Here is a 26,043-nt window from a genome sequence, read left to right as displayed (position 1 = left end):
CTCCGTGTGTTCAAGAAGAAACTCTCCCTGTTACAGTGAATCAGGGAGAATAGAAATCATCCTTATATATATTATGTCGTCATAGGTTCAATTGATGGCTCAGCAAATACTACGATGACACCTTGTTCTACGAGATGAGCATAGTAAGCTGTTTGTCCCTCTGTAAGATCAAATCGCTTTAATCCTTCCTTCACAGCCGATTCACCGGTAAACCAAGACTTAAATTGATCCACCCAATTCCCTACCTCATGTGTTTTAACATTAGCATCCCATTCTACACCTTCAAATTTGTTTGGATCCTTTGCAATAACATGAATGTCCTCTATTTGATATGCTTCTAATCGCATACTTTCTAAAATATGAAGCATTTCTTCCCTTGTATGGGCCACTTCAATTTGTGGGTTTTGTTCATTTATCATGCTCAATTCCTCCTAACTTATATGGCTTACTAGGTATCTACCCTTCCTATTCAAGAATAAACATATTTTGCCCATTCTTCTCCGAACTGTAATATATGTTATATCTTCGTGATATATGTTACTTTTATGAAACTTCAAAAAATAGGCAACGGAAGTTTTAAAAAAAATCCCATTACCTATCATTTTTAGTTGGTTTTTAGTGACCGAGGAAGGCCTTCAACATCCATGTATGCTTTTCAAGGGACTGGTACATAGCATTTAGTATATCCTCTGTTCGATCGTCCCCTTCTTCTGCCGCAAGCTCCATTGTTGAATTTAAAGCTTTCATAAGTTTTTGGAAATCGGCAATGGTTGTAGCCACCATTTCCTCTGTCGTCTCATTCCCTGTCGCTTCCGCTATACAGGACAGTTCAAGATGTTCTTTTAACGTAGCAACTGGTTTGCCATCCTTCGAAAGAATACGTTCTGCAATTTCATCTAGATTTAACGTTGTTTCATTATATAATTCTTCAAATTTTGCATGTAGTGTAAAGAAGGCATTTCCCGTAACATACCAATGATAATTGTGCAATTTCGTATAAAGTACAGACCATGTAGCGACAAGTTTATTCAATTGTTTGTTTAAGTTTTGTGTCATTATTTCTCCTCCAATGTGCCCGTTGTTCTAGCCATTAGTATGCGTTGCAAAGTGTATTAGCTATACGCCATTTTTCCCATTGACACTAATTTGTAATACAAAACTAAATTCTTTCTACTTTAGGCTACTCACTTTTCCGCGTGAAATTTTGCTCTACGACGGGTGCACTTGAGCAGCCCTCGCTACAAATGCAGTTCCTAAGAAAATTCACACAGATGGATTTTATCAATTGGACACTATAAAAAAACTAATTTGGGATTGTCTTTTTTACCTCTCTACACAATTAGACTACTTCGATTTCTTACGCATTTCCCTTATTTTTTCTACTGGAAGCTTTGCAACTTCAGCAATCCATTCGTCTTCAGCACCCTTTTCAAACAAACCAACAATTATTTGTTTCATACCACGTTCGATTCCTTGCTCGATTCCTTGCTCAATGCCCTCCTGCCTTTCTAATTCCAATACTCCAGCAAGTGTCGGTGGTAAATCTTCTTTATATAAATGCAACATTTCTTCCTCCCCTCTAATTTCCTCTTTCACATCTCTTATAAGCTGCTCAGACATCACTCTTGGTAGCTTCAATAAATAATTTCAACATTAGTGCATCAGTGTCTATATCTAAATACTTTTTAATTATTTATGTTCCTTACGGATTTCCTTTATCTTTGTCACTGGAAGCTTCGAAACCTCTGCAATCCATTCGTCTTCAGCGCCCTTTTCAATCAACCCAATAATTATTTGTTTCATGCCTTGTTCGATTCCTTCCTGCCTCTCTAATTCCAATACTCCAGCAAGTGTCGGTGGTAAATCTTCTTTATTTAGATGCAACATTTCTTCCTCCCCTTTAAGCTCAGCTTTTACGCCCTTTACAAGCTGCTCTGATATAGATTTTGGTAGTTTCAATAAGTAATCAATAAAGTAAAGTAGCGCATTTATTTCTGTTCGTTCAACATTATTTAATGACCACACTTCTCTTAAGAGAGCTCTTTTATATGCACTACGAAGGCTCATTTCTTTATTAGTTCGATTCATATAAATTGAAGCTAGTAACGCTTTACTAAGTAGCTTCGGTGATTTCTTCAATTCTTCTTCATCAAAGTCTGACACAACAAACTTATTAAAAGTGTACATAATTTCTGTACCATAATACTTTTCATAATACCGATTCGTGCTTTTTGTACTCTTATTCGTGAAAATAGCAATAGATACAACCTTCTTACCATATCGATCACTGATTCGATAGAAGTACTCAAACATACGCTTCGCAAAATGCTCTTCATCTACAGCTTGTACTTCCGTATGAATAAGGATCCATTGCTCCTCTCCCCCTTTAAGATGAACTTTCGCAATTTGGTCAGCTACTTTGCGCCCTTGACGATGCTCAATAATTTCTTTGAAAAGCTCCTGTTGCAAAAACTCTACTTGCTTTGAAAAATCCACTTCTGCGTGTAACTCTGGCAAAAAGAACAACAAAAAATCTTCAAACAAATCCGCAATTAACTTCTTCCATAAATTATCTTGATTTACTTGACTAAGCTTATACACATCTGGTTTCTCCAAAACTAGCTGCATTATAACTTCATTACCTCCTTCCTTTAAATCCATTATACCCAGCAAGAACATAAGTTTCCATATCGTTATTCTATTTTTAAAAATATTAAAACTATTCTCTATAATTATTTCACTTTCCGAAATAGTTTCGTTATAATTGAGACACTTACACATAAGGGGTGTTGATTGATGGAAGTATTACCGTTACGAAAAGATGTACCCGTAGAAGAAACGTGGAATTTAAAAGATTTATTTAAAAATGATGCGGATTTTGAGCCTGTCTTAGCTCAGCTTATAGAGGATGCGCTAGGCTTTGAACGCAAGTACCAAGGTACAATTACGAATGCACAAAAAGTAATTGAAGTTTTAACAGCATTTGAAGAATTACAAAAAAGCATTGTCCCTATTGGCACTTATGCAAATTTAAATATACAAGCAGATCGTACAGATGATGTAGCTCAAATGCGTTCTGCAAAATACAGTACTGCGGTGGGTAAAATAAGTAGCGCATTTTCTTTCGTACGCAGTGAATTACTGGTACTAGACGAGGCAATTTTACAAGAAGCTACTGAGTTGAGTCCTATTTACAAAGTTTACTTAGAGGAATTGTTAAAGCAAAAGCCTTATCAGCTACAGCCTGAAGTTGAAAAAGCATTAGCTGCATTTAGCTCAACTTTTAAGGCACCTTATGAAACATATAATACGACAAAGCTTGTTGATATGCATTTTGGACAGTTTGAGGCAAATGGTGAAAAGCATCCATTAAGCTTTGTATTATATGAAAACAACTGGGAGTTTGAGGCTGATACAAACGTACGCCATGCTGCATTTGAAGCATTTTCTAGTAAGTTACGAGATTATCAGCACACAACTGCAAAAATTTATAACACACATATTCAACAGGAAAAAACAATGGCGGATTTACGCGGATTTGACTCTATCATTGATTATTTACTGTTTGATCAGGATGTGGATCGATCACTTTATAATCGTCAAATAGATCTTATTACAAAAGAGCTTGCGCCTCATATGCGCCGTTACGCAAAGCTTATTCAACAAGCGAACAACATCGAGAACATGACATTTGCAGACTTAAAAATAGCGCTAGATCCAGAGTATGATCCAAAATTAACAATGTCGGAAGCAAAGGAATATGTTGAAAAAGCATTATCAGTTATGGGTGATGATTACAAGAACATGATTGAAAAGGCATTTAACGAGCGCTGGATTGATTATGCAACAAACAAAGGAAAATCTACTGGGGCATTCTGTTCAAGTCCATATGGTAGTCATCCTTATATTTTAATGTCTTGGAATGAGCGTATGAATGAGGTATTTACGCTAATTCATGAGTTAGGACACGCAGGTCACTTTGTGAATGCACATGCTCACCAATCTTATTTTAATAGTCGACCTTCGTTATACTTTATCGAGGCACCATCAACAATGAATGAAATGCTTCTAGCCAATTATTTATTAACCCATAACGAAGATCCTCGCTTCAAACGTTGGGTTATTTCAAATATTGTGTCCAAAACATATTATCATAATTTCGTCACACACTTACTAGAGGCAGCATATCAACGAAAAGTGTATGAATTAATTGACGCTGGTGAAGCTGTTAATGCTTCAGTTTTAAACCAATTAAAACGTTCTGTCCTTGAAGATTTCTGGGGCGATACTATCGATATTTCTGAAGGCGCAGAACTTACTTGGATGCGTCAACCACACTATTATATGGGCCTATATCCATACACATATAGCGCTGGCTTAACAATTTCTACACAAGTATCCAAGCGTATCTTAAAAGAAGGTAAGCCTGCTGTAGATGAGTGGTTAGCAGTCCTTCAAGCTGGAGGTACAAAATCACCTGTAGAACTAGCTCAAATGGCGGGTGTCGATGTTACAACAGACCAGCCGCTCCGAGATACGATTGCTTACATTGGTCACCTTATTGATGAGCTTGAACGATTAACGTCAGAAATGGAAGCTATCAAAAGCTAAACAAAGTGATAACCATCTATGCTATTTCTAAAGCGTAGATGGTTTTCTTTTTTTAGTTCTAAGTTGGAAAATATGAACATATAATAGAATCAGGGCGTCCATTTTTTGATATTTCTAAATAGACAATCATTTTTCTTCGTACAAATGTACCGTTATTATTAAGTGTATGCAATTTATTCAGCAAAATTCGACTAACAATTTTCAAAGGAAGTGTTTCTAATTATGGTAAAACGTAATGATCCATGCCCTTGCGGTAGCGGCAAAAAATACAAAAAATGTTGTGAAGGTAAACAGCAGGTTACAGTAGAAACTGTAGCAATCGAAGAATTAGAGCGTGTACTACAAACATTTTACTTAGAATATCCAGAACGCAAAGATGTTCGTGCTTATATCGAGCATGTAGGTACATGGCAGCCTAAATTAGAGAGCGTACTACAAAGAGAGTTAATTGAAGCGATCGCGTTAGACGACTTCTTCTTCCATCAAGAGCCATCTATTTGGAAAGGTTACTTAAAGAAAACAAAGAAAAAAACGGTTAGACCTTCTACAGTAAAAGTGTTAGAAGGCTGGTCACAACCTCATCTATTTATTGGTTCTGTGTCAGTTGTAGAAGAAAAATATTTCAAGGCTACACATGTGTTATCAAATGAAGAAATTTATATTCGTCGTGAAAATGACAAACCAATCCCTGAAGGTATGCATGTCTTTGCATTTATCTTACCAGATGGCACAAAAAAATCAGAGCATTATTTAGCTGTTTCAACGCTTATCTTCTTCCCGGAAGATCATGCAAAGGTATTTGAGCAATTTAAGAAAAATTTCGAGGCTTCTGAGAAGAAGATTGGAGCATTCCTAAAAGAAGAACATTTATCCTTCTGGGAGTTACTAGTGTCAAATGGTTATAAAGGCGAAGAATTCACAAACTTTGAGAGCAATGTAATTACACAAGTGAAAGATTTCCTTGAGCAAAATGAACGTGAAACAGCTCCTATGTTAGAGCTTTTAGAGGACTATTTAATTGAAGGACAACCATCTGCGCGTAAAGAAGCTGCGATTGCTGCTGGCGCGATTCGATATGGTCAAGAAAAAGAGCTGTTCGAGCCGCTATCTATGACAGTAAAAGAAATTGCAGCGACGTTCGATATTTCAGCTTCTTCTCTCACAAAATACTACCAAGACTTAAGTAGCTATGTTGCAACTAAATAATGCTTAAAAATATTTTGCGCTACACACTCTATGCAGAATTTAGAGTGTGTGGCGCATTTTCGTTCCCATAGAAAAAAGCTACATTTGTTATCGGCAGTGAGCCAACAACAAAGTAGCTTATTCTATGGGAACCAACCATTACTATTTTTCCGAACATATTGTTATTTTGCATCGAATTGAGTAGCTTACTTTATTTAAACATAGTCAATTTAGTACTATGATTACTTTTAAGACATTTCTTAGTAAAATATTATTTACTATAGACCTTCAAGAGCTCTTCTCCAAGAAATTGTAGTCGCTCCCCTATTGTGCAGGCTTCAATACAGAAGCGATGAGCTTCAGGTTTTCCACGCTCTTTTCGTAATTGCTTGATCACTAAGCAATCAGCACAATACGTATCATGTAGTTCATCAATATCTTTCATAACCGTCACTTTATCCAATTTGAACTCTCGCTCCTTTCACGTCCAAATTTCGCTTCTTACTATTATGAAGTGAACATTTTAAACAAGCAACTATTTTGTTTATCCATATTTAGCAACAACTAAGATATATTGATGTACAATTAATATAAAATCTAAATCAAAAAGTGGGGATTTTATGTTAGAAGTTTACATTGATGCTGCTAGTGCAGGAAATCCTGGCCCTAGCGGTATTGGAATATTTATTAAAGGAGAGGGTCACCATATACAAATAAGTGAGTATATAGGACAGACCAATAACCACATTGCCGAGTTTACTGCCTTAGTACGTGGCCTTGAGGAAGCACTAAAGCTTAGTTCAAACCTAGTATCAGTCCGCTCAGATTCAAAAATTGTTGTAGCCTCTATGGAAAAAGAATATGTGAAAAATGAAGAATTTAAACCTTATCTTGAGCAGGCACTTACACTTGTAAGTAGCTTCGATTTATTTTTTATTAAGTGGGTTCCAGATACGCAAAATAAAGCGGCAGATGCACTTGCACGTAAAGCAATTCAAAAAGAAAAAAATTAAACTCTGGAGACTGTCCCTTGTCTTGAACCAAGAGCCGGTCTCCCTCATCCACCTTCACTTTATTTAGATACTTAATATCCCCCAATACTTCATTTTTATCATCTTCGTTTTTTAAAAAAACGCTTATATAAAACTGTCCCTATAATTTCAATCCCCATCCACTCGACTTCCATATGACATACGTTTTACTCATCCTTGACTTTCGATAATGATCCATAAAGTGGAATATTTTCTAAATATTATTAGTAAAATTTGTATCCTTAATGTTATTTTATTGACATACTATTGTAATATTACAATGTTAATATCATTTATATAGTAATCTTTTAAAATTCCAGGAGGGTACATATTATGAAAAAGAATAAAAAGTATAGATGGGGAATGAAATTAGCTACATTGGCTTTAAGTTCATCTGTACTTTTTTCAACAATTGACACAGCATCGGCGGCAACTTATACAGTAAAATCTGGTGATTCTTTATGGAAGATTGCCAATCAGTACGGTGTTTCTTATCAAACTTTAATGAAATGGAATAACTTATCTTCTTCAACAATTCGCGTTGGACAAAAGTTAAACCTTAATACTACATCAACATCAACAGTTAAACCAAAACCAATAACTACACCTAAACCATCAGCTAGCCTAGTACAAATTGCTAAACAACAATTAGGCGTAAGATACACATTTGGCGGAAGTAAACCGAGTACAGGTTTTGATTGCTCAGGCTATATTACTTACGTTTTTAATAATGCTGGTATTTCGACTGCTCGTAAGTCAGCAGCAGGTTTTTACAGTACAGCTAAAAAAGTAAGCTCACCCCAAGTAGGTGATTTAGTATTTTTCGCTAATACGTATAAAGCTGGCATCTCACATGTAGGCATTTATATTGGAAGTAACCAAATGATTAGCGCAAGTGACGGTGGTGTTTCTGTTGCTAACATCAATAGCACTTATTGGAAAAAACATTTTGCTGGATATGGTCGTTTATAGTGCAAAAGAAAAACAGTTGGGATGTCCCAACTGTTTTATTTTGCACTTATATATGCGCTACCTTTTTCGATTTAATTTTTGCTATACGCGCTAAATAAATGATAAAGACGACGACCAGTATACCTGCTCCGATTAGATAAACAGAACTATAGCCTGCTTGCACGGCCACCATTCCCAAAATATAGGAACCAAGCGCAATGCCAATGTCAAACATCGTAAAGTACGTTGCGGTTGCATAACCACTACGTGTGTGTGACGCAGACTGTACAGCTATTGCTTGTAAGCTTGTATTCACCGCCCCGTAGCCAAAACCAATAAAGATGGCTGCAAATAAAAATAATGCTGGTCCTGAGACAAATGCGAGCATAACAAGGCCGAGTGCAAAGAATATAATACCCGGAAGAATAACAAATTGCGGTCCTTTTGTATCATACAGCTTACCTGTATATGGCCTTGTTATAAGCATTGCCGCTGCAAAAACTGCATAAAAAAGACTCGCTACATCCATTAAATCTTTTTGCTGTGCGTACACTGATAAAAACGATAAAACACTCGCATATGAAAAAGCTACTAAACTAGCAATAGCCGCTACCGGGAGTGCACGACGTTCAAATAAATCATCAAATTTAAATGTCAATTTACCTTGATGTTCAGGCTTGGGTAAATCATCTGTATTGATCGTTACAGCTAGGATGCCCCCTGCTAATATACAAATACTCATAACAATAAATAGTACATTGAAGCTACTATATTGAATCAGCAGTAAACCGATAAATGGCCCAATAACTACCGCTAAGTTACTAGACATTGTGAAATAACCTAGACCTGCACCTTTCCGATTAGCTGGCACAATGTCCGCTGCTAATGAACCTGCTGCCGTTGTAATAATACTAAAGAAGATCCCTTGAATAAAACGTAATCCTAGTAATAGTCCAAAAGGATGAATGAATAAATATAAAACTGTACATAAAAAATAGCCAATTATTGAAATAACTAAAAGCTTTTTCTTCCCAAAAACATCTAATAGTTTACCTGAAAAGGGACGAACGATAATGGCAGATAATAAAAATCCTGACAGTAACAATCCCGCTTCCTTGTCAGTCTGGTGAAGCTCACCAATCGCATAAAGCGGCAAAGTCGTTACCAATCCATAGAAAACAAAAAACACTGAAATATTTGTTAAAAAGAGACTAATAAACCGCTTCGTCCATATTTGTGTATTCCCTTCTTGCTGCATGTCAATCAACCTTTCATTTTTTCCAGTAAAATCATAAATTGTTGCTGCTCATCGACCGTCAATGCCCCCACCATTTCTGCCTCAAAAGCTAAAATGGTTTCAGTAATAACAGGCAAATGTTCCTCTGCATACGATGTTAAAGTAACGATTTTTTCCCGTTTATCTTCACCATCTACTCTTAGTACCCAACCTAAAGTCTCGAGTCGCGTAATTGCCCTAGTTATACTTGGCGCCTCAACGTTTAAATACTTCCATATTTGCGTTAACGTCATAGGCCCATGATTATGTAAGCAATATAAAATAGTCCATTGTGAGCTATACAAATTGTGTTGTTTCAGTACTTCATTTAAACAATTCGTTATATAACGGCTTTTTTGGAATAAAGCATGAAATATAGGATTCATGTTAACCTCCTGAATTTATTTACCTAGCTAAATAAATACTATACGCTTCATTTTTTTCGTTGTAAAGCGCATTGTATCCATTATGCCTCGGCAATAATTGCGTCCGAAGGCTTTAACTTCTTTCAGCTTTTCTAAAATATCAGAAGGGAATTTTTTGAAAGTGTCGAATTAAGCTACTAGATTACAATAAAAGGAGATGGAAACATGAGCAAAAAGGTATTGATACTTGCAGGAGACGCAGTTGAAGCTTTAGAAATTTTTTATCCTTATTACCGTTGTCTAGAGGCTGGCTATGATGTGACGATTGCAGCACCATCCGCAAAGAAATTACAAACTGTATTGCACGATTTTGTCGATGGAGTCGATACATACATCGAGCGTACAGCATATGGCTTAGAAGCACACGCATCTTTTGCAGAGGTAGCTCCAGAACAATTTGACGGACTTATCATTCCTGGTGGACGAGCGCCAGAATACATTCGTTTAAATGAGCATGTTCCAGCACTAGTGACCCATTTCTTTGAAGCAAATAAACCAATCGCTGCTGTATGTCACGCAGCACAAATTTTCGCGACCATTCCAAAAATTCTGCAAGGACGTGAGCTAACTGCTTATATTGCCTGCAAGCCAGAGGTTCAAGTAGCAGGAGGAACGTATATCGATGCTAATCTTCATACAGACGGCAATTTGATTAGTGGTCATGCATGGCCAGATTTACCTGGATTAATGCGAGAATTTATTCATAAGCTAGAAAACTAATAGAAGGAGGATGCCTGAAGTTAGGCATCCTCTTATTTTATGAAGTGATTTCTTGGAATTCAACTTTTACCAATTTATTTGTATTGGTTACATATTTGATTCGAACTTGTACACCGAATTCCTTGTCACTTAGTTTTATCCAAAGCTTAAATTTCTCAATCGTGGTGTCTCCTTTAACCTCGCTTCCCTCATGCAAATAATCGAGGATTTTAGCTTGAGGGTATTTTGCCTGCGTTTCTTTTATCGCTACTTTTCCCCATTGAGCATGGGCTGGTATTTCTTGCTGAGCATAGACACTTGTTGGGAGGTAGGTCGATACGGCAAACAATACAAGAGAGAATCCTAGCATTACAAAAAATTTTCGCAAGTGAATCAACCTCTCATATTTTTTTGGCATAAAGTCGCCAAAACAGCATAAAATAAGTGCTCCCTAAGTATTTTTTCAATTTACTTAAGGAGCAGTTTTTATTATTTTTTGCTGGATTGTTTTGGTTGTTGAGGATTGTTATGAATTACTTGATTAAATTCTGCTGAATATTCCTCATGATCATTTCTTTTATGTGTATCTTCTTTCTTTTTCTTTTTGAAGCTTGTTTTACCCTTCTTTGCCATTATTTAAGCCTCCCATATTTCGGTTATTTGTTTTTGTTGGATTGTTGATTTTTCTTATGGTTCGTTTTATTATCTTTATTTTTGGCTTTCGCATCAAATTCTGCAGAGAATTCTTCATTTAGATTGTCATTCGGGTTATTGTTATTGCTATTTGATTGATCGAGGTCTATTTTTTTGTAGGTATCAAAAGGATTATGCGTTCTAACATTCATTGTTTTATTGTTATTTTTGTTGTTCTTATTGGTGTTTCTATTGCCCACGGATATTCACCTCCTACATGTAATGTGCTCAGGATAAAAGGTTTTATGCTTTGGGTATTACTACAGACATTTACAGTATAAAAAAATGTACATCACCAATATTAATTAGTAATGTACATTTGTATTTAGACAATCGTATATTCAGTTATATTTAATAATGCACCGACTGCACCTGAAAAACCATGATCATTAATAAAAATTGGTGTATGTTTTTTCGTACGTGTGTAATTGGCAATAACACGTGCAAGATGATCGTTATTACTTAAAGTTGAACCGATATAAACGATATGCTGTGCATTTTTCTCTTCAGCATATTGAATACTAAGTGTTGTAATAACCTCACCAACAAGCCCCTGTACAGTTGCAATAATATCTTCTGTTGGATGTTTGACTGACTCTGTAATACCAACTTTCCCAAAATTACTAGCTGTCAAATGCCCATCAATAGGTGTGTCCATCCCTTGGTAAATATCCTTTACAAGTAAATCAATTTCTTCTCGATTACCTTTAGAGGCCAATTCTCTTATTTCATTATAATCCGTGATTCCAGTTGTAAGCGCTGACAATCCGATCAATGTTCCTCCGCCAACACCTGTCCCACCAACACGAATATGCGTATTATCTTCCATATAATGAATCGAAGTACCCGTACCAATATTTGTAATCATGCTTCGCTCGAAAAAGTAGCCCTCTTTTTGCAACAAAAATCGAACGCCCTTCAATGTGGCTTCAAACTCTACTATATAATGAATCGATTTCATGGTTTTAATGACATCAAGTAATTGTTCTGTACGCCCTCCCGTAACACCAATATCCTCAATATCTGGATGGTTAATTATCCAATTCTTCACAGCTAGCAAATCATTTGACGGGAAAGTTATTAAAACAAGCTCATTATGCTCATCTAAATAAGCAACTTTTGTCAATGTTCCACCTGCATCAATACCTATAGCCTTTGGCATACCATTCTCCTTTGAATTAACGTACAATCTCTATTTCAGAAGGTGAGATATATACTAGATTTTACTTTTATTCAAAAGGCATTTTGAAGCCAGTTGAATAACGTTCATGCCTTCACAGATCACGGATTTTGCAAGGAGTTATTGTGCCAAAATCCGATGAATTGTATTTCAGTACCGAAAGCAAATCTACAGCTACAATTGTTTACTGCGCGAAAGCGAAGCGTCAGCAGCAAATGTTTTCTGTGCGAAAGCGAAGCGGCAGCAGCAAATGTTTTCTGTGCGAAAGCGAAGCGGCAGCAACAATTACTCGAAAAGTGAAGTTGTATCTTTGTCCTTCCTAAACTTTAACGCTGTTGAAATAAATGTGCAATAACTTAGCAAACTTTCATGAAAAAAAAGACGAAAAATATCAATTATTTTCTATTAATCACACGATTTTCGTCGCATTTTTATAACTTTAACATTATTCTACTATAAAAACAAAAGAAGTGAAAATGCAATGACACTCGATACATTATCACTTCTTTTGCAATTCTAGCTGATATCCACCAACATTTACTAGTTCGCTTATCGAAATCAATTTTGCCATTGCTGTGTCCATCCCTACCTATAAAAATTGCAACCGCGTTATCTACACTCTCTTTGTCTTAATCTATACCATTTGAAAATAGTTGATTATAAATTGAACAATCTGTTTTATCTTTCATCACTTTTACGATACGATATACTATAGAGGTGTTACCATTTGAACGGAGGAATACAAGTGAAAGATCAAAAGAAACTTTATAAAGAAGCGATGCAAGTTTTAAAGGAAACTAGTCGCACTTTTTATATACCGATTACTTTTTTAAAAAATGATTTAAAATTGTCAGTGGCAGCCGCATATTTAGCAATGCGTGCTATAGATGAAATTGAGGATCATGAAAACCTTTCTAATGATGTGAAATTCGATTTACTTAATGCAACAAGCGAGTTATTAAAGGAATCATTTAATGCTGAAGCTTATGAAGCATTATTAGCGCCATATGCAGATCAGCTACCTGAAGTATCTCTTCGTTTAGCAGATTGGCTAACATTTTGTCCTGAAGGCTCACGTAAAATTGTCCAAGCTTCAACAAGTGAAATGGCATTTGGGATGGCAAAATGGGCAAAAGCAAACTGGCAGGTGCATACGCGAGAGGATCTAGATGATTATACATACTACGTAGCAGGGCTTGTTGGGACAATGCTGTCCGAGCTTTGGGCGTGGGGTGCAGACATTCAAACAGATCGCGATTTAGCGATTGGCTATGGCCGTGGTCTCCAAGCAGTCAATATTTTACGCAATCAGCATGAGGATCTGGATGAGCGTGGAGTAAGTTTCGTTCCTGATGGCTGGACACGCGATGATTTATTTGCATACGCGGAGGAAAATCTTGCAAAAGCGGATCTTTATATGAAAGATATTAATAAAAGAACGGTATTATTATTCTGTCGATTACCCCTTGCCTTAGCCCATAAAACATTGAAGGCGATGCAAGAAGGTCGTGAAAAAATGACACGAGCAGAAGTAGAACAAACGGTTGAAGAGGTACAAGCTGACTAAAACCTTCACCTTTAAAAAGAGCCCTAGTATGAAAAAACTTTCGTACTGGGCTCCTTTTTTATACTGTCTGAATTAGTTTAAAAATTATTTCATAGCTAAAAAAGACTGAAAGCATCGTTAACAACATAAACACTACCTTTTCAACTTTACTACCCGTTTTTGTAGTAATTGGCATACGTACTGAAATAGATACTGGGAAAAACAGCTTTACACCCTTCTTCGTACACATATCAAGGAAAACATGACTTGCCATCCCTAATAAAATACCTAGTGAAATGGATTCGTAAGGTATAAACGTATGTAGTAACATCCAAACCAGAAATAAAAAAAGCAAACTATGTGTAAAGGAACGATGTCCAAACAAAGTATTGACCATTTTTGAAATGATAGGAAACTTCCTTCCAATTTTGCTTCCACCATGGCAAATATCTGGAAGTAATGCACCGATAACGCCTGCTCCTACTAAAACAAGCGGATTATCATTAGAAATTTGTGCAAAGGCAAGGCTTGCCGTGATGCCCCCAATAATATGTGTATTCCCTTGCATATTTACTTCCACTCCTTATGTCTCTATATTTTGACCTTTCTTAATTTATCACACCCCATCCCAAAAAGGAACATATATTCCGAACAAACAATCCCTTTTTTATGTCTAATCGAGAAAATACTCTCATAAAAAATCAGAAACATTTCAGGTTCTTATTGTATATATAGGATGATTAGAGATAAAAATGAGTACTGGAGGTTATTTATGAAATCTATCAAAGGAATTTTGTTTATCATACTAATAATGACTAGCGGTGCTTTACTGTGGTATTTTGCTACACCTATAGAGCCTATCCATGCTGTTAACAGGCTTAGTCACATCATTGGAGGCATGGCCATTACGGGCTTCTTTCTTGTCTTTTTGTTAGCAACAAGAATGAAAACTTTTGAGCGTTGGTTCCATGGGCTAGAGAATGTTTATTTTTATCATAAATATATAGCAATATTTTCACTAGTATTGGTGATTATCCATGGGCAATTACAAGGTCTAGTCCCCCGCTTGGATAAAGTAGAAAGAACTTCATTCAGCGAATTTGCGAAAGAACTGGGGTCACTTGGTCAATATGGTTTCATAGCGTTAATTTTAATTGCGCTTTTGGCTAAATTTTTAAAATATGAGCACTGGCGGATCTTTCATCGGTTATTGCTGATCCCTTATGCATTTGGAATTTATCATGCCTATTTTTCAAGCAGATACGATTTGTTACAGCCTACACCTTTAGGCATTTTTACCGCAATTACGGCGACTATTGGATTTATGTCAGCATTATATATGTTGACGATGTATCAGGATATGTTTTTTAAATATAATGGCAACATAACGGGGATCAAAAAATTAGGGCCCAATGTTATTGAACTGGAGCTAACACTTGATAAAACAATACCGTATCGACATGGACAATTTATTTTTATCAAGATTTTGCAAGATGGCATAGAAAAGGCGCCTCATCCATTTTCTATTTCAGGTGGCGATGGAAAAAAAGTATTTATCTCTATTAAGGTACTTGGTGATTTCACAAAAAAAGTATATGATTCCGTTCAACTGAATACACCAGTCACACTTGATGGTCCTTATGGTCATTTTAATTTTGAAAATGAGTCACAACGACAAGTTTGGATAGCAGGTGGCATAGGTATTACCCCATTTTTATCTTATTTGCAATCACAGCCCGTCGATCGTATTATCGAGTTATTTTACACTTATCATGGTGAAGACAATGCTATCTATAAAGAATTTTTACAGGAGTATGCACAAACTAATCAACAATTTAGAGTGAACTTTATTGATACTGCCCAAATGGACAGGCTTTCATTTAAAAATTTTTCAGTGCCAGCGCATACGAGTATTTTTATGTGTGGCCCTGAAAAAATGCTAAAACATTTTGCCAAGCAATTGAAATCCCGCAATAAAGATATAAGCATTAACTTCGAAGCATTTAAATTTAAGTAAAAATGCAAACCAATCTAATTCGAGCGATTTACTTGGAATTTTAAAAAGTATATCGTATAGTAAAATATCATAAATACAAAGGAGATTTTTTTAACGATGACTACAACTAAAAGTTATTTAAATAAAGTAATGCACGATCGTAAATCTGTTCGTAAATATGAGGCAAATTTTAAAATTCCACAATCTGAATTAGAGGAATTGCTCGTTGAGGCAACAACCGCTCCATCATCAAGCAATTTACAACCTTGGCGCTTTTTAGTAATACAAGATGAAGCAGTAAAAAAAGAACTGCGTTTGATTGCTAATAACCAGGAACAAGTAGAAACTGCTTCTGCCATCATTGCGGTACTAGGCGATACTGCAATGTACAATAATGTAGAGGAAGTCTATACAAAAAACTTCGAGCTTGGCTATATGGATGAAGCAACAAAAAATATGATGATTGAAAATTCATTAAAGCTTTATCCAAACCTTCCTAAAGAAATTCTAAAAAATATTGCTACATTTGATGCGGGCTTAATTTCTATGCAGATCATGCTTTTAGCAAAAGATATGGGCTATGATACGGTTACAATGGGTGGCTTCAATAAAGAGGCTTTTGCGGAGCGCTTTGAATTAACAGATAATCTAGTACCAATCGTCTTAATCGCTATCGGAAAAGCAGCAGCATCAGCTTACGGCTCATCTCGTTTAACGCTAAATGACATTGCAAAATTCATTTAAGACTAGACAAAATGTTCTTTTTAGAATAAATATGATACACTAACTATAGAATAAAAAGGACTGGATGCGTCAACATCCAGCCAAAAGCAACAATCATGCCGCAACCATAGCGGCTGACCAAGTTAAAGTTGTAGAAATCGCCACCTTACTTAGCCGGCAGGGTGGCTATTTCTTTTTATTTTGAGAGACAATAATGCTTAGCATCAGTGTAAGTACTGCAATTAGCAAAAGGCTAAATTGTACAATCAAACTGAATGCTTCAAATACTGTCATCCGCCTCACCCCCTTTCAAAAGGGAGTTCAGCCGCCACCTGCATTATGAATTGTTGCTACTGCTAGTCTAACAATTTTTAGAAATTTATTCTACGGAAAATCCTCAGAAGATTTATGTTTTTCCACCTGTCTCAGGTGAATGGCTATACTCTACATTTGCCGCTTCATGAGCATGACTCCCGACTGACGTTGTTACCTAAAAAAGAATACCTTTGTTATTCTGACAATTTAGCTAACGACTCTTTCAAAAGCTGTAGTTCAGGCATTGATAACGTAACACCCTTCCCCATCTTTGTATGATCCTCCGACCAATCTCTAATATCGTATTTCGGTTCACGATCATTCCAACTAATTAAATTCAATTCTTTTTTCCAGCCTTTATTGCCCTCCGATAATACCGCAATCGTTTCAATAATTTTGTATTTAATTTCTGCCATATGAATTCCTCCTTCATGTATCTCTGACAAAAACTATATCTTGAAATAATAAGATTATCAAACGTGACAACGCATGAAATAATTCCACTTTTAAAGAAACGTATAACCCGTCAAAGTTATTCTATGTTCTTCTGTAATAAAATCAAATTAATTCTTCAACATGTGTACCTTCCCCGGCTCCCATAACGTCGTATATCCGTTCATTATTGAGTAATCATATAAATCCACAAGTTTGCTATTTTCATATGTATAAAAATAAGTTGGTTCTCTAACAATTAACACTAAATTATGGTTTCTTTCGAGCATGGACTCTAAATAAAATCTAGTTGTGATTTTGTCACTTTTATGTAAGTTACAATCATTACACGCCAACACCAAATTCCATAAATTATCACTTTGAACAAAGCTCCAAGGAATGAAGTGGTCGACGTGTGTTTTTCGGCGATTGGTTGATAAATCACAGTTACAATAGAAGCATCTATTTTTTTCAAATTGTGTAAGAACTTTATAAAACGTCTCTAAAGAACTACGCTTTGAAATTACTTCTATTTTAGAGAGCAAAGCCATACTTGTGGCTTCATTCACTTTTTCGAGATATTTGACTAAATGATAATTTGTTAGATTCGTTAAAATACGCTGGTATTTTTTCATGAATTGATAGACAGGATTGTTAAAACGAAAATGTGCATGTTTGATGTCAAATTCATAGAATACCCCTGCTGTATCTCCATAAAATGCGCCGATAACGTTCTGCTTACAATCACGCTTCACCTCATTGACGATTTTTAGTTGCAAAGAATCTAAAAGCTGATCGAATTGCCATTCTGGAGGGATAGCATCGTCATTAGCATATTTCTGCAAAATGGATTGGGCACGAGCGGGTTTATTTTTATTCGGTGATTGTGCTAACTTGTGATGGATTACTAAATTCCAATATATATTTGTGAAAGAATAAAATATTTGATCATAACTGAGTACTAACTTCTCGTCTACATTGTATAAATTTTCAAGCAATGCTTTAAAAAACACATACTTATAAGAAGTTGCGACTGATGAACGATAGTAAAAATTATTCAGATGTTGCCAAATCTGATGTTCAGTTACATATTGTTCACGTATTTCACCGACCTTTAAATCATGCGACATACTACTTCCCCTACTCCTTCACCTCAACTAAATATATACCTTTCGAAAATCCTCCGTGTTGCCTCTTCTTCTGAGTACGTATTTGTTCTAATTGTTCGTAGGACACGTCGTACATTTGTATAGCTGTATGTACTAGTTCTAAAATATCCGCAAGTTCCTCAATAGCCTCTTTTGGAGAGGCTGCCTCTAGAAATTCTAATGCTTCTTCTTGCATTTTCACTTTTATTTCTTCTAAATGTTCACTTTGTTCTAATATTCTTACGTTACATGTTTTACCCCCTGCTTCAATTACTTGTGGAATTAAATCACGTACTAATTTGTTGTATATTGGCATGTCTACTAACTCCTTTTATCATACGATTATTTTCCATATTTCTGCTGAATCGTTTGAATATGTTGTTTTTTGACTTCATTGGATACTTGCATTTGAGGCACAAGCTTATTGTAAATTGCTTGAATATCGTCTTGAGAGAAAAGCTGTCTTGCAGTCTGCTTTTGTGTTTGGATAAAACGCCTTAAATTCTCTCGTTTTATAACATGTACATTTTGGGAAGTTACTGCCACTTTTTTCAATGTACAGCGTTCGCTAAAGACAATGACTGAATGAATTGCTTCTTTCGGAAGGTCTAAAAAATCTTGAATTGCACGGATATGCGTAGCATTTTGCCGGATCGGATTGAAAAATTTATATTTTTTCTTATTCGGCATCGTTTGTGTCCATTGCTGTTGCGTTTCATTGCCAAAGATCCAACCACTATAGTTTTTTGACTCAATCACATATAGTCCCGTTCGATCAATAAATAGAAGGTCAATTTCCGTTAATTCATCTGAATTTCTCTTTGGAACATACACATTTAATAATTGCCTGTGACTTTGTAAGGCATGCTTCTCAATAATTTTCGATGTTAAGTACTCACCATTTCTTCCTTTATTAAATTTAACTGCAAAAAAATTATTTTTTGTCAGTTTATAATAGACACTTTTCCGATAATTTTTTTCCATGAGGTAAAAGCTTAAAACTATTAATACAAAGAAAATAATTAGCAACACAAACTCCCCTATCTCATTATTTTTTTACTCCATAAAAAACAATAATTCCCAATATTATTATACCAATTTTACCATGTATATTTTTTACATTCTTGTATTAACTCTCAAATTAGAAAAAAGACGTTTATTCACATTAGAATAAACGTCTAATTTTATATAATAAGTTAAATGATCAAGTCATTTTTATGCTACAAGTGTATCAATATCGACCTTCTCTTTCGCAACTAAATGATTGGTTGCAAGACTTACTACAATAGCTACTGCAAAGTTAATAATAACAGCAATCATTCCTGTACTGATGTCATTAATTACGTGTGGGATGTTCGGGAAAAAGTCAATTAGTTTATGTGATGTTATGGCACCATAAAATACGATTCCTACACCAATTAAAATTCCTGCCATTGTACCGATTTTGTTAAGAATGCGATTTTTATAGAAACTAAATAGGAGCGCCGGAACAAGTTGTGTTATTAAGCTATATGACATAATGTTTAAGATTGCTAGTGCATCCCCTCCAGTAATCGTGAAGATGAATGCAACCAATATTATAGCAAACACAAACATTTTTGAAGCAAATAACTGCTGGCGATCTGTTGCCTTTGGTTTCACAAGCTTGTAAAATCCAGTCATTAATCCTATTGAAGCAGACATTAACATAACAGATGCAGGTACTAAAGCAGTTAATAAACCAGCAGCACCGACAACGCCTACTATCCAAGGATCAAATGTTTGAATCGTTAATCGAAGTAAAGATAAATCTCCTTCAGCCCCTTGTAATCCTGGAATCTCTACAATGGCTGCAAAACCAATGAAAAATGCAAATAAGAGTAATAGAGTGTATAAAGGTAAGGTAATGGCATTTTTCTTCAACGCTTTTGCACTCTTAGATGATAATAATACGGAAAAGGAGTTTGGTAATAAATAGAATCCAAACGCATTTAATATAATGGTTGAGACAAACCAAGAAATACTTAATCCAGAACTAGCGAGAGTTAGACTTTCTGGTTTTATTTTTTCTACAGCTTCAAATAGAGGTTGTACCCCTCCAAAATAATGGTATGGAATATAAATTCCTAAAAATACAATGACTCCTAATATCATGATATCCTTTAATACAGCTGTCCAAGCAGAGCCGTGGATACCTGAAATGGTAACATAAATTGTAATAATTATGGCACCAATAGTACTAGCCCTAATTGGGCTAATTCCTCCATAGGAAGCCTCCGAAACAATAATACCTAACCCTTTTAATTGTATAACTATATATGGGATCAATGCGACAGCACCCAAAAATGATACAACTAATCCTAATATCGGACTTTTATAGTGGGAAGCAAAATATTCTGGTTGAGAAATAATATGGTGATCTTTAGAATAGTTCCAAATCTTCGGTGCAATCCAATACGATAAAACATATGCTAAACAAATATATGCAGGTACATAAAAAGCAGCGGCTCCATTCGAATAAGCCCAACCGCTACCACCGAGGAATGTAAAAGTAGTATAAACTTCTCCTGCAATTAGTAGGAAAATGAATAATGTACCAAAACCCTTATTACCAACAGCAAATTCATCGACATTCATTTTTTTCCCATGTGTTGCTCGAATACCAAGGAAAAGAGCAATCAATGCAAATGCAAAGATAATCAGTAAAGCAATATTCATTATTCATCTCCTCCTTGGTTTTCAGGATCCAATTTATACACAATCGCTAACACTAATGACGATAAAATCATCCAGAGGATAATCCAGAACAGGAGAAACGGTAAGCCAAAGATATAAGGCTCTATTTTATTTGCAAAGGGCAAACATAAGCACATTCCAATAAACGGTATCAACAATAACAGTTTAATGTTTTTCATATAAGCCTCCTTTGAATTTCTATTTTATCGTACAAAAAAGTAGTGTAACCCTTAGTTTAACGAGAATAAGCATGGAAATTTGGAATTCAAAACACGGATTCATAATGTATAAATGTCTTTTCTACGGATACGATCTTTATAAGTTGTTGCAGCCCCATTTTTACGATTTTCGTAAAGATCTTCAAGAGATAGTTCAGCTGTAACAACTGTACTTGATTTACTTGTGGTTTCTGCAATTACGCCATTTTTTGTCCAAGGTAAGTCAGCAGGGCCAATAATAGCGGTTGTCCCAAGTCCATTTTGAATGGGTCCTTGGATTTCGCCAATCGTAGGGCAATGAACGACATAGAGTTGGTTTTCAATACTTCGTGCATGAGCACAATGACGAACTCTCCAGAAACCATATTCAGAGAACGTATAGGAAGGGCAAAAGATAATATCGGCACCTTTTCGACTGTATATATGTGCAATTTCTGGAATCTCTATTTCATAGCAAATTGCAATACCAAATGTTACTGGTCCAATTTTGAAAACTTCTAATTCATTTCCCTCAATAGTGTTCCAACCAGATTCAGCAGGAAAAATATGTGTCTTCCTATGTTTTAATACATTGCCCTCTCCATCAAAGATATAGGTCGTATTATAATTTCCTTCATAGGTGGGCTCAATTGTTGAACCTGCAATAATAATCTGTTTTCTTTTCTTTGAAAGATTATTAAAAAATTCAAGGTAGTCATCTAAAAAGGAACCTAATTTCTCATTATCTTTTTCTGTGAATTGATTGTAATTGTTATAAGTTGTTAGTAAAGACATCGTAAATAACTCTGGTAAGAGCACATAATCACTTGTAAGTGGCACATCATTGAATGCATGTAAAATTCGGTCTTTAAAGGTAGAGAAATTATCAACTTTTTGCAATTCAAATTGACAGCTTGAAATTTTTATTGTCATAAGAGTCCCCCATCCTCATCAGTATGTTTTCGTTAGAGCGTTCGAAAAGAATATCGCCATCTAGTATTGTTAATTCGACTTGAATATCTTTTAATTCTTGTGGAAGGGCTTTCAAAATACTTCGATCAAGTACAATCATATCTGCTAATTTACCGGGTTCTAAACTACCCTTTATATCCTCGTCAAAACTTGCATATGCACCGTTATAGGTATATAGACGAATGGCTTCAAGAACATCTATTTTTTGTTTTCCGCCAAATGAAATTCCATTGGCAGTGAGTCGATTGACCGCTTCGTGAATTCCAATAAACGGATTGTAGGTTGTAACTGGTGAGTCTGACCCAGCAGCAGTAATAATTCCTTGGTCAATAAAGTCTCGCGCAGGGTACATAAAGTCCGTACGTTCACCGTAATTCGTTAAATAACTTTCACCAAATTCATACGGAAATGGTGGATTAGGTATTGGAATCATCTTTAACTCTTTCATTCGTTGCTGTAAATCGGGGCTTGAAATTCCAGCATGTTCAATGCGATGTCGATGATTTTCACGAGGATTTTCTTTTAAAGCCCGTTCTACAACGTTCAAATACGTTTCAATTGCTTGGTCACCTTGTGCATGTACAGTAATTTGATAGCCTAATTCATGTGCTTTACCAAGCACTTCATATATTTCATCCTCGGAGTAATATAAGATTCCATAGTCGTCGGGATTGCTTGTATAACCTTCACGGGTCGCAATAGTCGGACCTGTACTACTACCATCTGTGAACAATTTAGCAGGACCCACTTTAAAGAATTCATTTCCAGTTCCAGTTAACACCCCAGATTCCATCATATTTAATGTGAACTGTTTACAGTCATTTATACTAGCAATCATCGCATAGATACGAATTTTCAAATCTCCTTTTTGGGAGGCTAATTGTAACATTCGGTAATCTTCCTTTGTAAACGTTCCAGCTTCATGAACGCTTGTAATGCCAACTTTTAAGAAATGTTGCTGCGCGATTTGAATAGCTTGATAAACTTCTTCATTTGAAAAAGTCGCAAACCTACTAAATTGCATATAAGCATTTTCAATCAATCGTCCAGTTAGTTGACCTTTTGCATCTCTTTCAATAAAACCACCTTGGGGATCAGGTGTTGTTTCGTCAATTTCTGATAGACGTAAAGCAACTGAATTTACAATTCCGATGTGACCGCAAGTACGGGTAATGGCGATTGGGTGGTCTATCGTAATATTGTCCAATTCTTCAAGAGTAGGATATCGTTTTTCCTTAACAGTTTGTTCATTGAAACCCCAAGCACGAATCCACTGACCCTTTGGTGTAGTAGCAGCTTTATCTTTTAAAGCAGTCAAAATTGCATCTACGGAATCCAACCCGGGCTCTTTACAGCTGATACTGAGTTGAAAAGTACCATACATGACCAGATGTAAGTGAGCATCAATAATTCCTGGTAGAATTGACTTTCCTTCCAGGTCAATTACTTGTGTAGAGTCACCAATTAATTCTTTTATCTCCTCTTTCGAACCAACTGCTACTATTTTGTTATCAGAAATCGCTAGAGCCTCTCGGATAGAATCTTGTCCATCTACAGTAATTACTTCCCCATTAAAAAAAGCAATGTTCGCTTGCATCTAAATCCCCCTTGTTGCATATTTTGAATAATCAGAGAAAAGAGACTATGTTCGTCTATTCATTTATTTTACTAAAAATAGATTGTCTTATATTTTTACAAAAAGTAAGTAATTTTACTTTTTTTTAGACAAAAGGTTAAAAGGGTTGTTATTAAATAACTATAAAAACCCTATTTGAAAAAAGATTAAGCTATATTTCAATCACTTTTTCACCTTCATAGAAAAACACATTTATGCTGTTCCTTACCGAAGTTCAACATTTCTATAGATATAATCAATAATCAACCTCTAACTATTCTATTATTAGAGACTTTCTTTTTCTTCGATGGATTTAAAAATATGCATAAAATGATTCTTCACCACTAGGCTTCTAATAATTCCAAATTCATTTTTACAATTTGATCAATCTTTTATCAAAAATTCATCACGGAAATAAGATACACCTTACCTTAAAATAGTATATATGTACGATTATCATCAAATTCCTAATATTTCCTACTATAGATTTAACATTTAAGTATTGTTATTATTAGGAAGTATTTTTTTGAAAGGAGGTTTTCCAATGTACGATTCTTATTATTATAGTGATACTGATGCCTTTTTCGCCGGTTTTTTTCTCATCATTATGTTGATTTTTCTTGTAATGGGTATTATAGGCTATATTATTAGTTCACTTATTTATTATCAGGCATCTAAAGCAAATGGCTTTGATGATCTTGCCTATGTTGCTTGGATTCCTGTTATAAACGTTTATAGCCTTTTCCTATTAACTGCAAAAGGTGATGATGACGTAACAGTTCGTGCCGAAGCGAAAAAGAATGTTCTAATTTATGCTGGATTTTTACTGGTTGCATTTATTCCATTTATCGGTATACTTTCATCATTAGGTGTTTGTATTTATGTTTTGTATTTCACATATCGCCTCTTTTATCGTTGGTCTGGTGAGCCTGGGAGAGCAGTACTGTATATTATTTTATCGTTCATTACATTCGGACTTTTCTATTTTATCTACGGCTTAATGAAGATGAATAAACCTTTCGTTGCATAATTATATATGCAAAATAGAAACCACTTTACACCTTTTAAAGGGTAAAGTGGTTTTTTTACTTATTCACGTAATTTCACACTATAGTGTCTCATGGACTTAGGAATACCTTTTAATGCAAGCACCCCACTATAGACTAAAAATCTTATTCTACATTCTAAAAAGAAGACACTTGGAAGCTCGTCCATTAAAGGTAAGAGTTCCGCAATCACTGTTCCCGTCTTTATAAAATCTTTTGTTGCTTGTTCATTATGTAGCCTTTCTATCGTCACTATAATAAGTGAATCAAAATATTTTTCTGATACCTCTTTTATTTCATTATTAATCCATAGGCGCAGAACATCGTTAGTTTGCGATAAAGTTTCCCATTCATTTTGGTAAATAAGACGGTCTTGGATAGTTATTGGCTTTTTTTCTTTTATGTCCACAAATAGCTGCGCTAATTGCTGTGAATTTAGCTGACTTGTCGCACAATTAGTCTTACTATGTTCTGTTGTTTTAATAAGAAAAATCTCATTTGATTTATTTCGCAATAAATAGAGGAAAAAACGCAGCCCACATTGTTCATCGGCATTATTACCATACCAAATATAGATAGGAACATGATTTGAAATATCTTCTATTTCACGCAAAGTATTTGTAAACTTATTTTGATAAACATCTTCCTGTCCATCGTTAATATTTTCAAATAACCAATCATTGCGGAAGGCTTGTCCTCTTTTTATCTCCAACTTCCATAATGGTCCAATTGAGAAACAATCAGGAAATCCAATCACATGTTTAGGTGGTGCAAGCGCTACTCTCACTGAACCAGCAGCAGATTCAGAGCTCACAATATGAACTGCCTGCGTTGTTAATCGTCGGTCTACAGAACGCTGTTTCTGAATGCAGTCATTTATAATTTCTACTATGTCGTTTAATTTATCGTGTTCTAGCCAGAACCCCAAATCCTCAATTGATTTACTATCTTCATGGTTGAATGTTTCAAATAGAGTATGATGCTGTAATTCATATGCCTCCCATTCATTACTATCTATCAAATCCGATGCGTTTAGATAATTAAGTGTTTTAATTCTATAGACAAAAACCATGTTTGATTCCAACAAAAAATAAATAAATGGATAATTTACTTTCGATTCCATAGCTCAGCCTCCCTTTATATAAAAATTTTATCATATAAAAATTAGGAACTATTCGTTATATTTTCTACTCTCTTTGAAAAAGAAGTTAGATAGCAGAAAAAATATGCTATATTATAGTTAGAAAATTTAGAATTTCTAATTTTTAATTACAAAGGGGTTTGATG

Annotated in this window: 31 protein-coding genes; 9 read left to right on the top strand and 22 right to left on the bottom strand. The window is 35.2% G+C overall.

The window, feature by feature from the left end; all coding sequences use genetic code 11:
- Nucleotides 1–71: 71 nt before the first annotated feature.
- From ACFXN8_RS00575 to ACFXN8_RS00560, 4 genes are all read right to left on the bottom strand, one after another.
- Nucleotides 72–419: a general stress protein gene (locus ACFXN8_RS00575; protein ID WP_376071736.1), complete on the bottom strand. Its 348-nt coding sequence runs from the start codon at nucleotides 417–419 to the stop codon at nucleotides 72–74.
- A 196-nt stretch (nucleotides 420–615) separates the two neighbouring features.
- Complete coding sequence (locus tag ACFXN8_RS00570) at nucleotides 616–1,056, bottom strand: Dps family protein (RefSeq protein WP_376071733.1); 441 nt, start codon at nucleotides 1,054–1,056, stop codon at nucleotides 616–618.
- A 288-nt stretch (nucleotides 1,057–1,344) separates the two neighbouring features.
- Nucleotides 1,345–1,566 carry a hypothetical protein gene (locus tag ACFXN8_RS00565; RefSeq protein ID WP_386841915.1) on the bottom strand — a complete coding sequence of 74 codons (222 nt, stop codon included), beginning with the start codon at nucleotides 1,564–1,566 and terminating at the stop codon, nucleotides 1,345–1,347.
- A gap of 123 nt (nucleotides 1,567–1,689) precedes the next feature.
- Nucleotides 1,690–2,628 carry an RpnC/YadD family protein gene (locus ACFXN8_RS00560; RefSeq protein ID WP_386841913.1) on the bottom strand — a complete coding sequence of 313 codons (939 nt, stop codon included), beginning with the start codon at nucleotides 2,626–2,628 and terminating at the stop codon, nucleotides 1,690–1,692.
- A gap of 168 nt (nucleotides 2,629–2,796) precedes the next feature.
- Between ACFXN8_RS00560 and pepF the strand changes: the two genes are divergently transcribed.
- Nucleotides 2,797–4,611: an oligoendopeptidase F gene (gene pepF, locus ACFXN8_RS00555; protein ID WP_386841911.1), complete on the top strand. Its 1,815-nt coding sequence runs from the start codon at nucleotides 2,797–2,799 to the stop codon at nucleotides 4,609–4,611.
- Nucleotides 4,612–4,833: 222 nt separating this feature from the next.
- The gene (locus tag ACFXN8_RS00550) at nucleotides 4,834–5,817 is read left to right on the top strand and encodes an SEC-C domain-containing protein (protein WP_376071722.1); all 984 of its coding nucleotides are present in this window, start codon (nucleotides 4,834–4,836) and stop codon (nucleotides 5,815–5,817) included.
- Between the two features lie 250 nt (nucleotides 5,818–6,067).
- Here the strand turns inward: ACFXN8_RS00550 and ACFXN8_RS00545 are convergent, their stop codons facing one another.
- The gene (locus ACFXN8_RS00545; protein ID WP_376071720.1) at nucleotides 6,068–6,259 is read right to left on the bottom strand and encodes a zinc-finger domain-containing protein; all 192 of its coding nucleotides are present in this window, start codon (nucleotides 6,257–6,259) and stop codon (nucleotides 6,068–6,070) included.
- A 157-nt stretch (nucleotides 6,260–6,416) separates the two neighbouring features.
- Here ACFXN8_RS00545 and ACFXN8_RS00540 point away from each other — a divergent pair, with 157 nt between their 5' ends.
- On the top strand, nucleotides 6,417–6,809 hold the full coding sequence (locus tag ACFXN8_RS00540) for a ribonuclease HI family protein (protein WP_376071717.1): 393 nt from the start codon (nucleotides 6,417–6,419) through the stop codon (nucleotides 6,807–6,809).
- 351 nt (nucleotides 6,810–7,160) lie between these two features.
- A complete protein-coding gene (locus ACFXN8_RS00535) occupies nucleotides 7,161–7,799 on the top strand; it encodes a C40 family peptidase (protein WP_376071714.1) in 639 nt (212 codons plus the stop codon).
- Nucleotides 7,800–7,845: 46 nt separating this feature from the next.
- Here ACFXN8_RS00535 and ACFXN8_RS00530 read toward each other — a convergent pair whose 3' ends face one another.
- Together ACFXN8_RS00530 and ACFXN8_RS00525 are read right to left on the bottom strand one after the other, a co-directional pair.
- On the bottom strand, nucleotides 7,846–9,036 hold the full coding sequence (locus ACFXN8_RS00530) for an MFS transporter (RefSeq protein WP_386841908.1): 1,191 nt from the start codon (nucleotides 9,034–9,036) through the stop codon (nucleotides 7,846–7,848).
- Nucleotides 9,037–9,041: 5 nt separating this feature from the next.
- A complete protein-coding gene (locus tag ACFXN8_RS00525; RefSeq protein ID WP_386841906.1) occupies nucleotides 9,042–9,440 on the bottom strand; it encodes a MarR family winged helix-turn-helix transcriptional regulator in 399 nt (132 codons plus the stop codon).
- Between the two features lie 204 nt (nucleotides 9,441–9,644).
- Between ACFXN8_RS00525 and ACFXN8_RS00520 the strand changes: the two genes are divergently transcribed.
- Nucleotides 9,645–10,199 carry a DJ-1/PfpI family protein gene (locus tag ACFXN8_RS00520; RefSeq protein ID WP_376071708.1) on the top strand — a complete coding sequence of 185 codons (555 nt, stop codon included), beginning with the start codon at nucleotides 9,645–9,647 and terminating at the stop codon, nucleotides 10,197–10,199.
- Nucleotides 10,200–10,236: 37 nt separating this feature from the next.
- On the opposite strand, the gene ACFXN8_RS00515 is transcribed toward ACFXN8_RS00520, so the two are convergent.
- The 4 genes from ACFXN8_RS00515 to coaW all read right to left on the bottom strand — a co-directional run bounded on the left by ACFXN8_RS00515 (nucleotide 10,237) and on the right by coaW (nucleotide 12,033).
- Nucleotides 10,237–10,566 (bottom strand): DUF3889 domain-containing protein, encoded by a 330-nt coding sequence (locus ACFXN8_RS00515; protein WP_349658808.1) that lies wholly within the window; start codon nucleotides 10,564–10,566, stop codon nucleotides 10,237–10,239.
- Between the two features lie 101 nt (nucleotides 10,567–10,667).
- Complete coding sequence (locus tag ACFXN8_RS00510) at nucleotides 10,668–10,811, bottom strand: hypothetical protein (RefSeq protein WP_376071703.1); 144 nt, start codon at nucleotides 10,809–10,811, stop codon at nucleotides 10,668–10,670.
- A 23-nt stretch (nucleotides 10,812–10,834) separates the two neighbouring features.
- Nucleotides 10,835–11,071 (bottom strand): hypothetical protein, encoded by a 237-nt coding sequence (locus ACFXN8_RS00505; protein ID WP_386841903.1) that lies wholly within the window; start codon nucleotides 11,069–11,071, stop codon nucleotides 10,835–10,837.
- A gap of 125 nt (nucleotides 11,072–11,196) precedes the next feature.
- On the bottom strand, nucleotides 11,197–12,033 hold the full coding sequence (gene coaW, locus ACFXN8_RS00500) for a type II pantothenate kinase (RefSeq protein ID WP_376071698.1): 837 nt from the start codon (nucleotides 12,031–12,033) through the stop codon (nucleotides 11,197–11,199).
- Between the two features lie 763 nt (nucleotides 12,034–12,796).
- Here coaW and ACFXN8_RS00495 point away from each other — a divergent pair.
- Complete coding sequence (locus ACFXN8_RS00495; RefSeq protein WP_376071693.1) at nucleotides 12,797–13,618, top strand: squalene/phytoene synthase family protein; 822 nt, start codon at nucleotides 12,797–12,799, stop codon at nucleotides 13,616–13,618.
- 58 nt (nucleotides 13,619–13,676) lie between these two features.
- On the opposite strand, the gene ACFXN8_RS00490 is transcribed toward ACFXN8_RS00495, so the two are convergent.
- Nucleotides 13,677–14,165, bottom strand: a complete 489-nt coding sequence (locus ACFXN8_RS00490) for a metal-dependent hydrolase (protein ID WP_376071690.1) — start codon at nucleotides 14,163–14,165, stop codon at nucleotides 13,677–13,679.
- A 204-nt stretch (nucleotides 14,166–14,369) separates the two neighbouring features.
- On the opposite strand from ACFXN8_RS00490, the gene ACFXN8_RS00485 reads away from it, so the two are divergent.
- Complete coding sequence (locus ACFXN8_RS00485; RefSeq protein ID WP_386841900.1) at nucleotides 14,370–15,614, top strand: ferredoxin reductase family protein; 1,245 nt, start codon at nucleotides 14,370–14,372, stop codon at nucleotides 15,612–15,614.
- 96 nt (nucleotides 15,615–15,710) lie between these two features.
- Entirely contained in the window at nucleotides 15,711–16,337 is a 627-nt protein-coding gene (locus tag ACFXN8_RS00480; protein ID WP_386841898.1) for a nitroreductase family protein, read from the top strand.
- 165 nt (nucleotides 16,338–16,502) lie between these two features.
- On the opposite strand, the gene ACFXN8_RS00475 is transcribed toward ACFXN8_RS00480, so the two are convergent.
- The 9 genes from ACFXN8_RS00475 to ACFXN8_RS00435 form a co-directional block, all read right to left on the bottom strand.
- On the bottom strand, nucleotides 16,503–16,610 hold the full coding sequence (locus ACFXN8_RS00475; RefSeq protein WP_376071682.1) for a putative holin-like toxin: 108 nt from the start codon (nucleotides 16,608–16,610) through the stop codon (nucleotides 16,503–16,505).
- A gap of 215 nt (nucleotides 16,611–16,825) precedes the next feature.
- Nucleotides 16,826–17,047 (bottom strand): YdbC family protein, encoded by a 222-nt coding sequence (locus tag ACFXN8_RS00470; protein ID WP_386841896.1) that lies wholly within the window; start codon nucleotides 17,045–17,047, stop codon nucleotides 16,826–16,828.
- 147 nt (nucleotides 17,048–17,194) lie between these two features.
- Nucleotides 17,195–18,193 carry an HNH endonuclease gene (locus tag ACFXN8_RS00465; protein ID WP_386841894.1) on the bottom strand — a complete coding sequence of 333 codons (999 nt, stop codon included), beginning with the start codon at nucleotides 18,191–18,193 and terminating at the stop codon, nucleotides 17,195–17,197.
- Nucleotides 18,194–18,203: 10 nt separating this feature from the next.
- Nucleotides 18,204–18,527: a pyrophosphohydrolase domain-containing protein gene (locus ACFXN8_RS00460; RefSeq protein WP_386841892.1), complete on the bottom strand. Its 324-nt coding sequence runs from the start codon at nucleotides 18,525–18,527 to the stop codon at nucleotides 18,204–18,206.
- Nucleotides 18,528–18,553: 26 nt separating this feature from the next.
- Nucleotides 18,554–19,240: an NERD domain-containing protein gene (locus ACFXN8_RS00455; RefSeq protein ID WP_386841890.1), complete on the bottom strand. Its 687-nt coding sequence runs from the start codon at nucleotides 19,238–19,240 to the stop codon at nucleotides 18,554–18,556.
- A 186-nt stretch (nucleotides 19,241–19,426) separates the two neighbouring features.
- Nucleotides 19,427–20,908, bottom strand: a complete 1,482-nt coding sequence (locus ACFXN8_RS00450; RefSeq protein WP_386841888.1) for a sodium:solute symporter family protein — start codon at nucleotides 20,906–20,908, stop codon at nucleotides 19,427–19,429.
- Nucleotides 20,908–21,105 (bottom strand): DUF3311 domain-containing protein, encoded by a 198-nt coding sequence (locus ACFXN8_RS00445; RefSeq protein ID WP_386841886.1) that lies wholly within the window; start codon nucleotides 21,103–21,105, stop codon nucleotides 20,908–20,910. Before ACFXN8_RS00445 ends, ACFXN8_RS00450 begins: the two co-directional genes overlap by 1 nt.
- Before the next feature lie 99 nt (nucleotides 21,106–21,204).
- Nucleotides 21,205–22,056 carry a nitrilase-related carbon-nitrogen hydrolase gene (locus ACFXN8_RS00440; RefSeq protein ID WP_386841884.1) on the bottom strand — a complete coding sequence of 284 codons (852 nt, stop codon included), beginning with the start codon at nucleotides 22,054–22,056 and terminating at the stop codon, nucleotides 21,205–21,207.
- Nucleotides 22,025–23,692 (bottom strand): amidohydrolase, encoded by a 1,668-nt coding sequence (locus ACFXN8_RS00435; protein ID WP_386841882.1) that lies wholly within the window; start codon nucleotides 23,690–23,692, stop codon nucleotides 22,025–22,027. The genes ACFXN8_RS00440 and ACFXN8_RS00435 overlap by 32 nt, the downstream gene beginning before the upstream one ends.
- 562 nt (nucleotides 23,693–24,254) lie before the next feature.
- Here ACFXN8_RS00435 and ACFXN8_RS00430 point away from each other — a divergent pair.
- Nucleotides 24,255–24,740 (top strand): hypothetical protein, encoded by a 486-nt coding sequence (locus ACFXN8_RS00430; protein ID WP_386841880.1) that lies wholly within the window; start codon nucleotides 24,255–24,257, stop codon nucleotides 24,738–24,740.
- A gap of 59 nt (nucleotides 24,741–24,799) precedes the next feature.
- Here ACFXN8_RS00430 and ACFXN8_RS00425 read toward each other — a convergent pair whose 3' ends face one another.
- Nucleotides 24,800–25,879 (bottom strand): DUF1835 domain-containing protein, encoded by a 1,080-nt coding sequence (locus ACFXN8_RS00425; RefSeq protein ID WP_386841878.1) that lies wholly within the window; start codon nucleotides 25,877–25,879, stop codon nucleotides 24,800–24,802.
- Nucleotides 25,880–26,043: the final 164 nt, after the last annotated feature.

Source organism: Lysinibacillus sp. NPDC059133 (genome assembly GCF_042755925.1).
Lineage (GTDB): Bacteria > Bacillota > Bacilli > Bacillales_A > Planococcaceae > Lysinibacillus.
The sequence above is the reverse complement of the archived record's forward strand: the minus strand, read 5'-3'. Positions and strand labels throughout refer to the sequence as shown.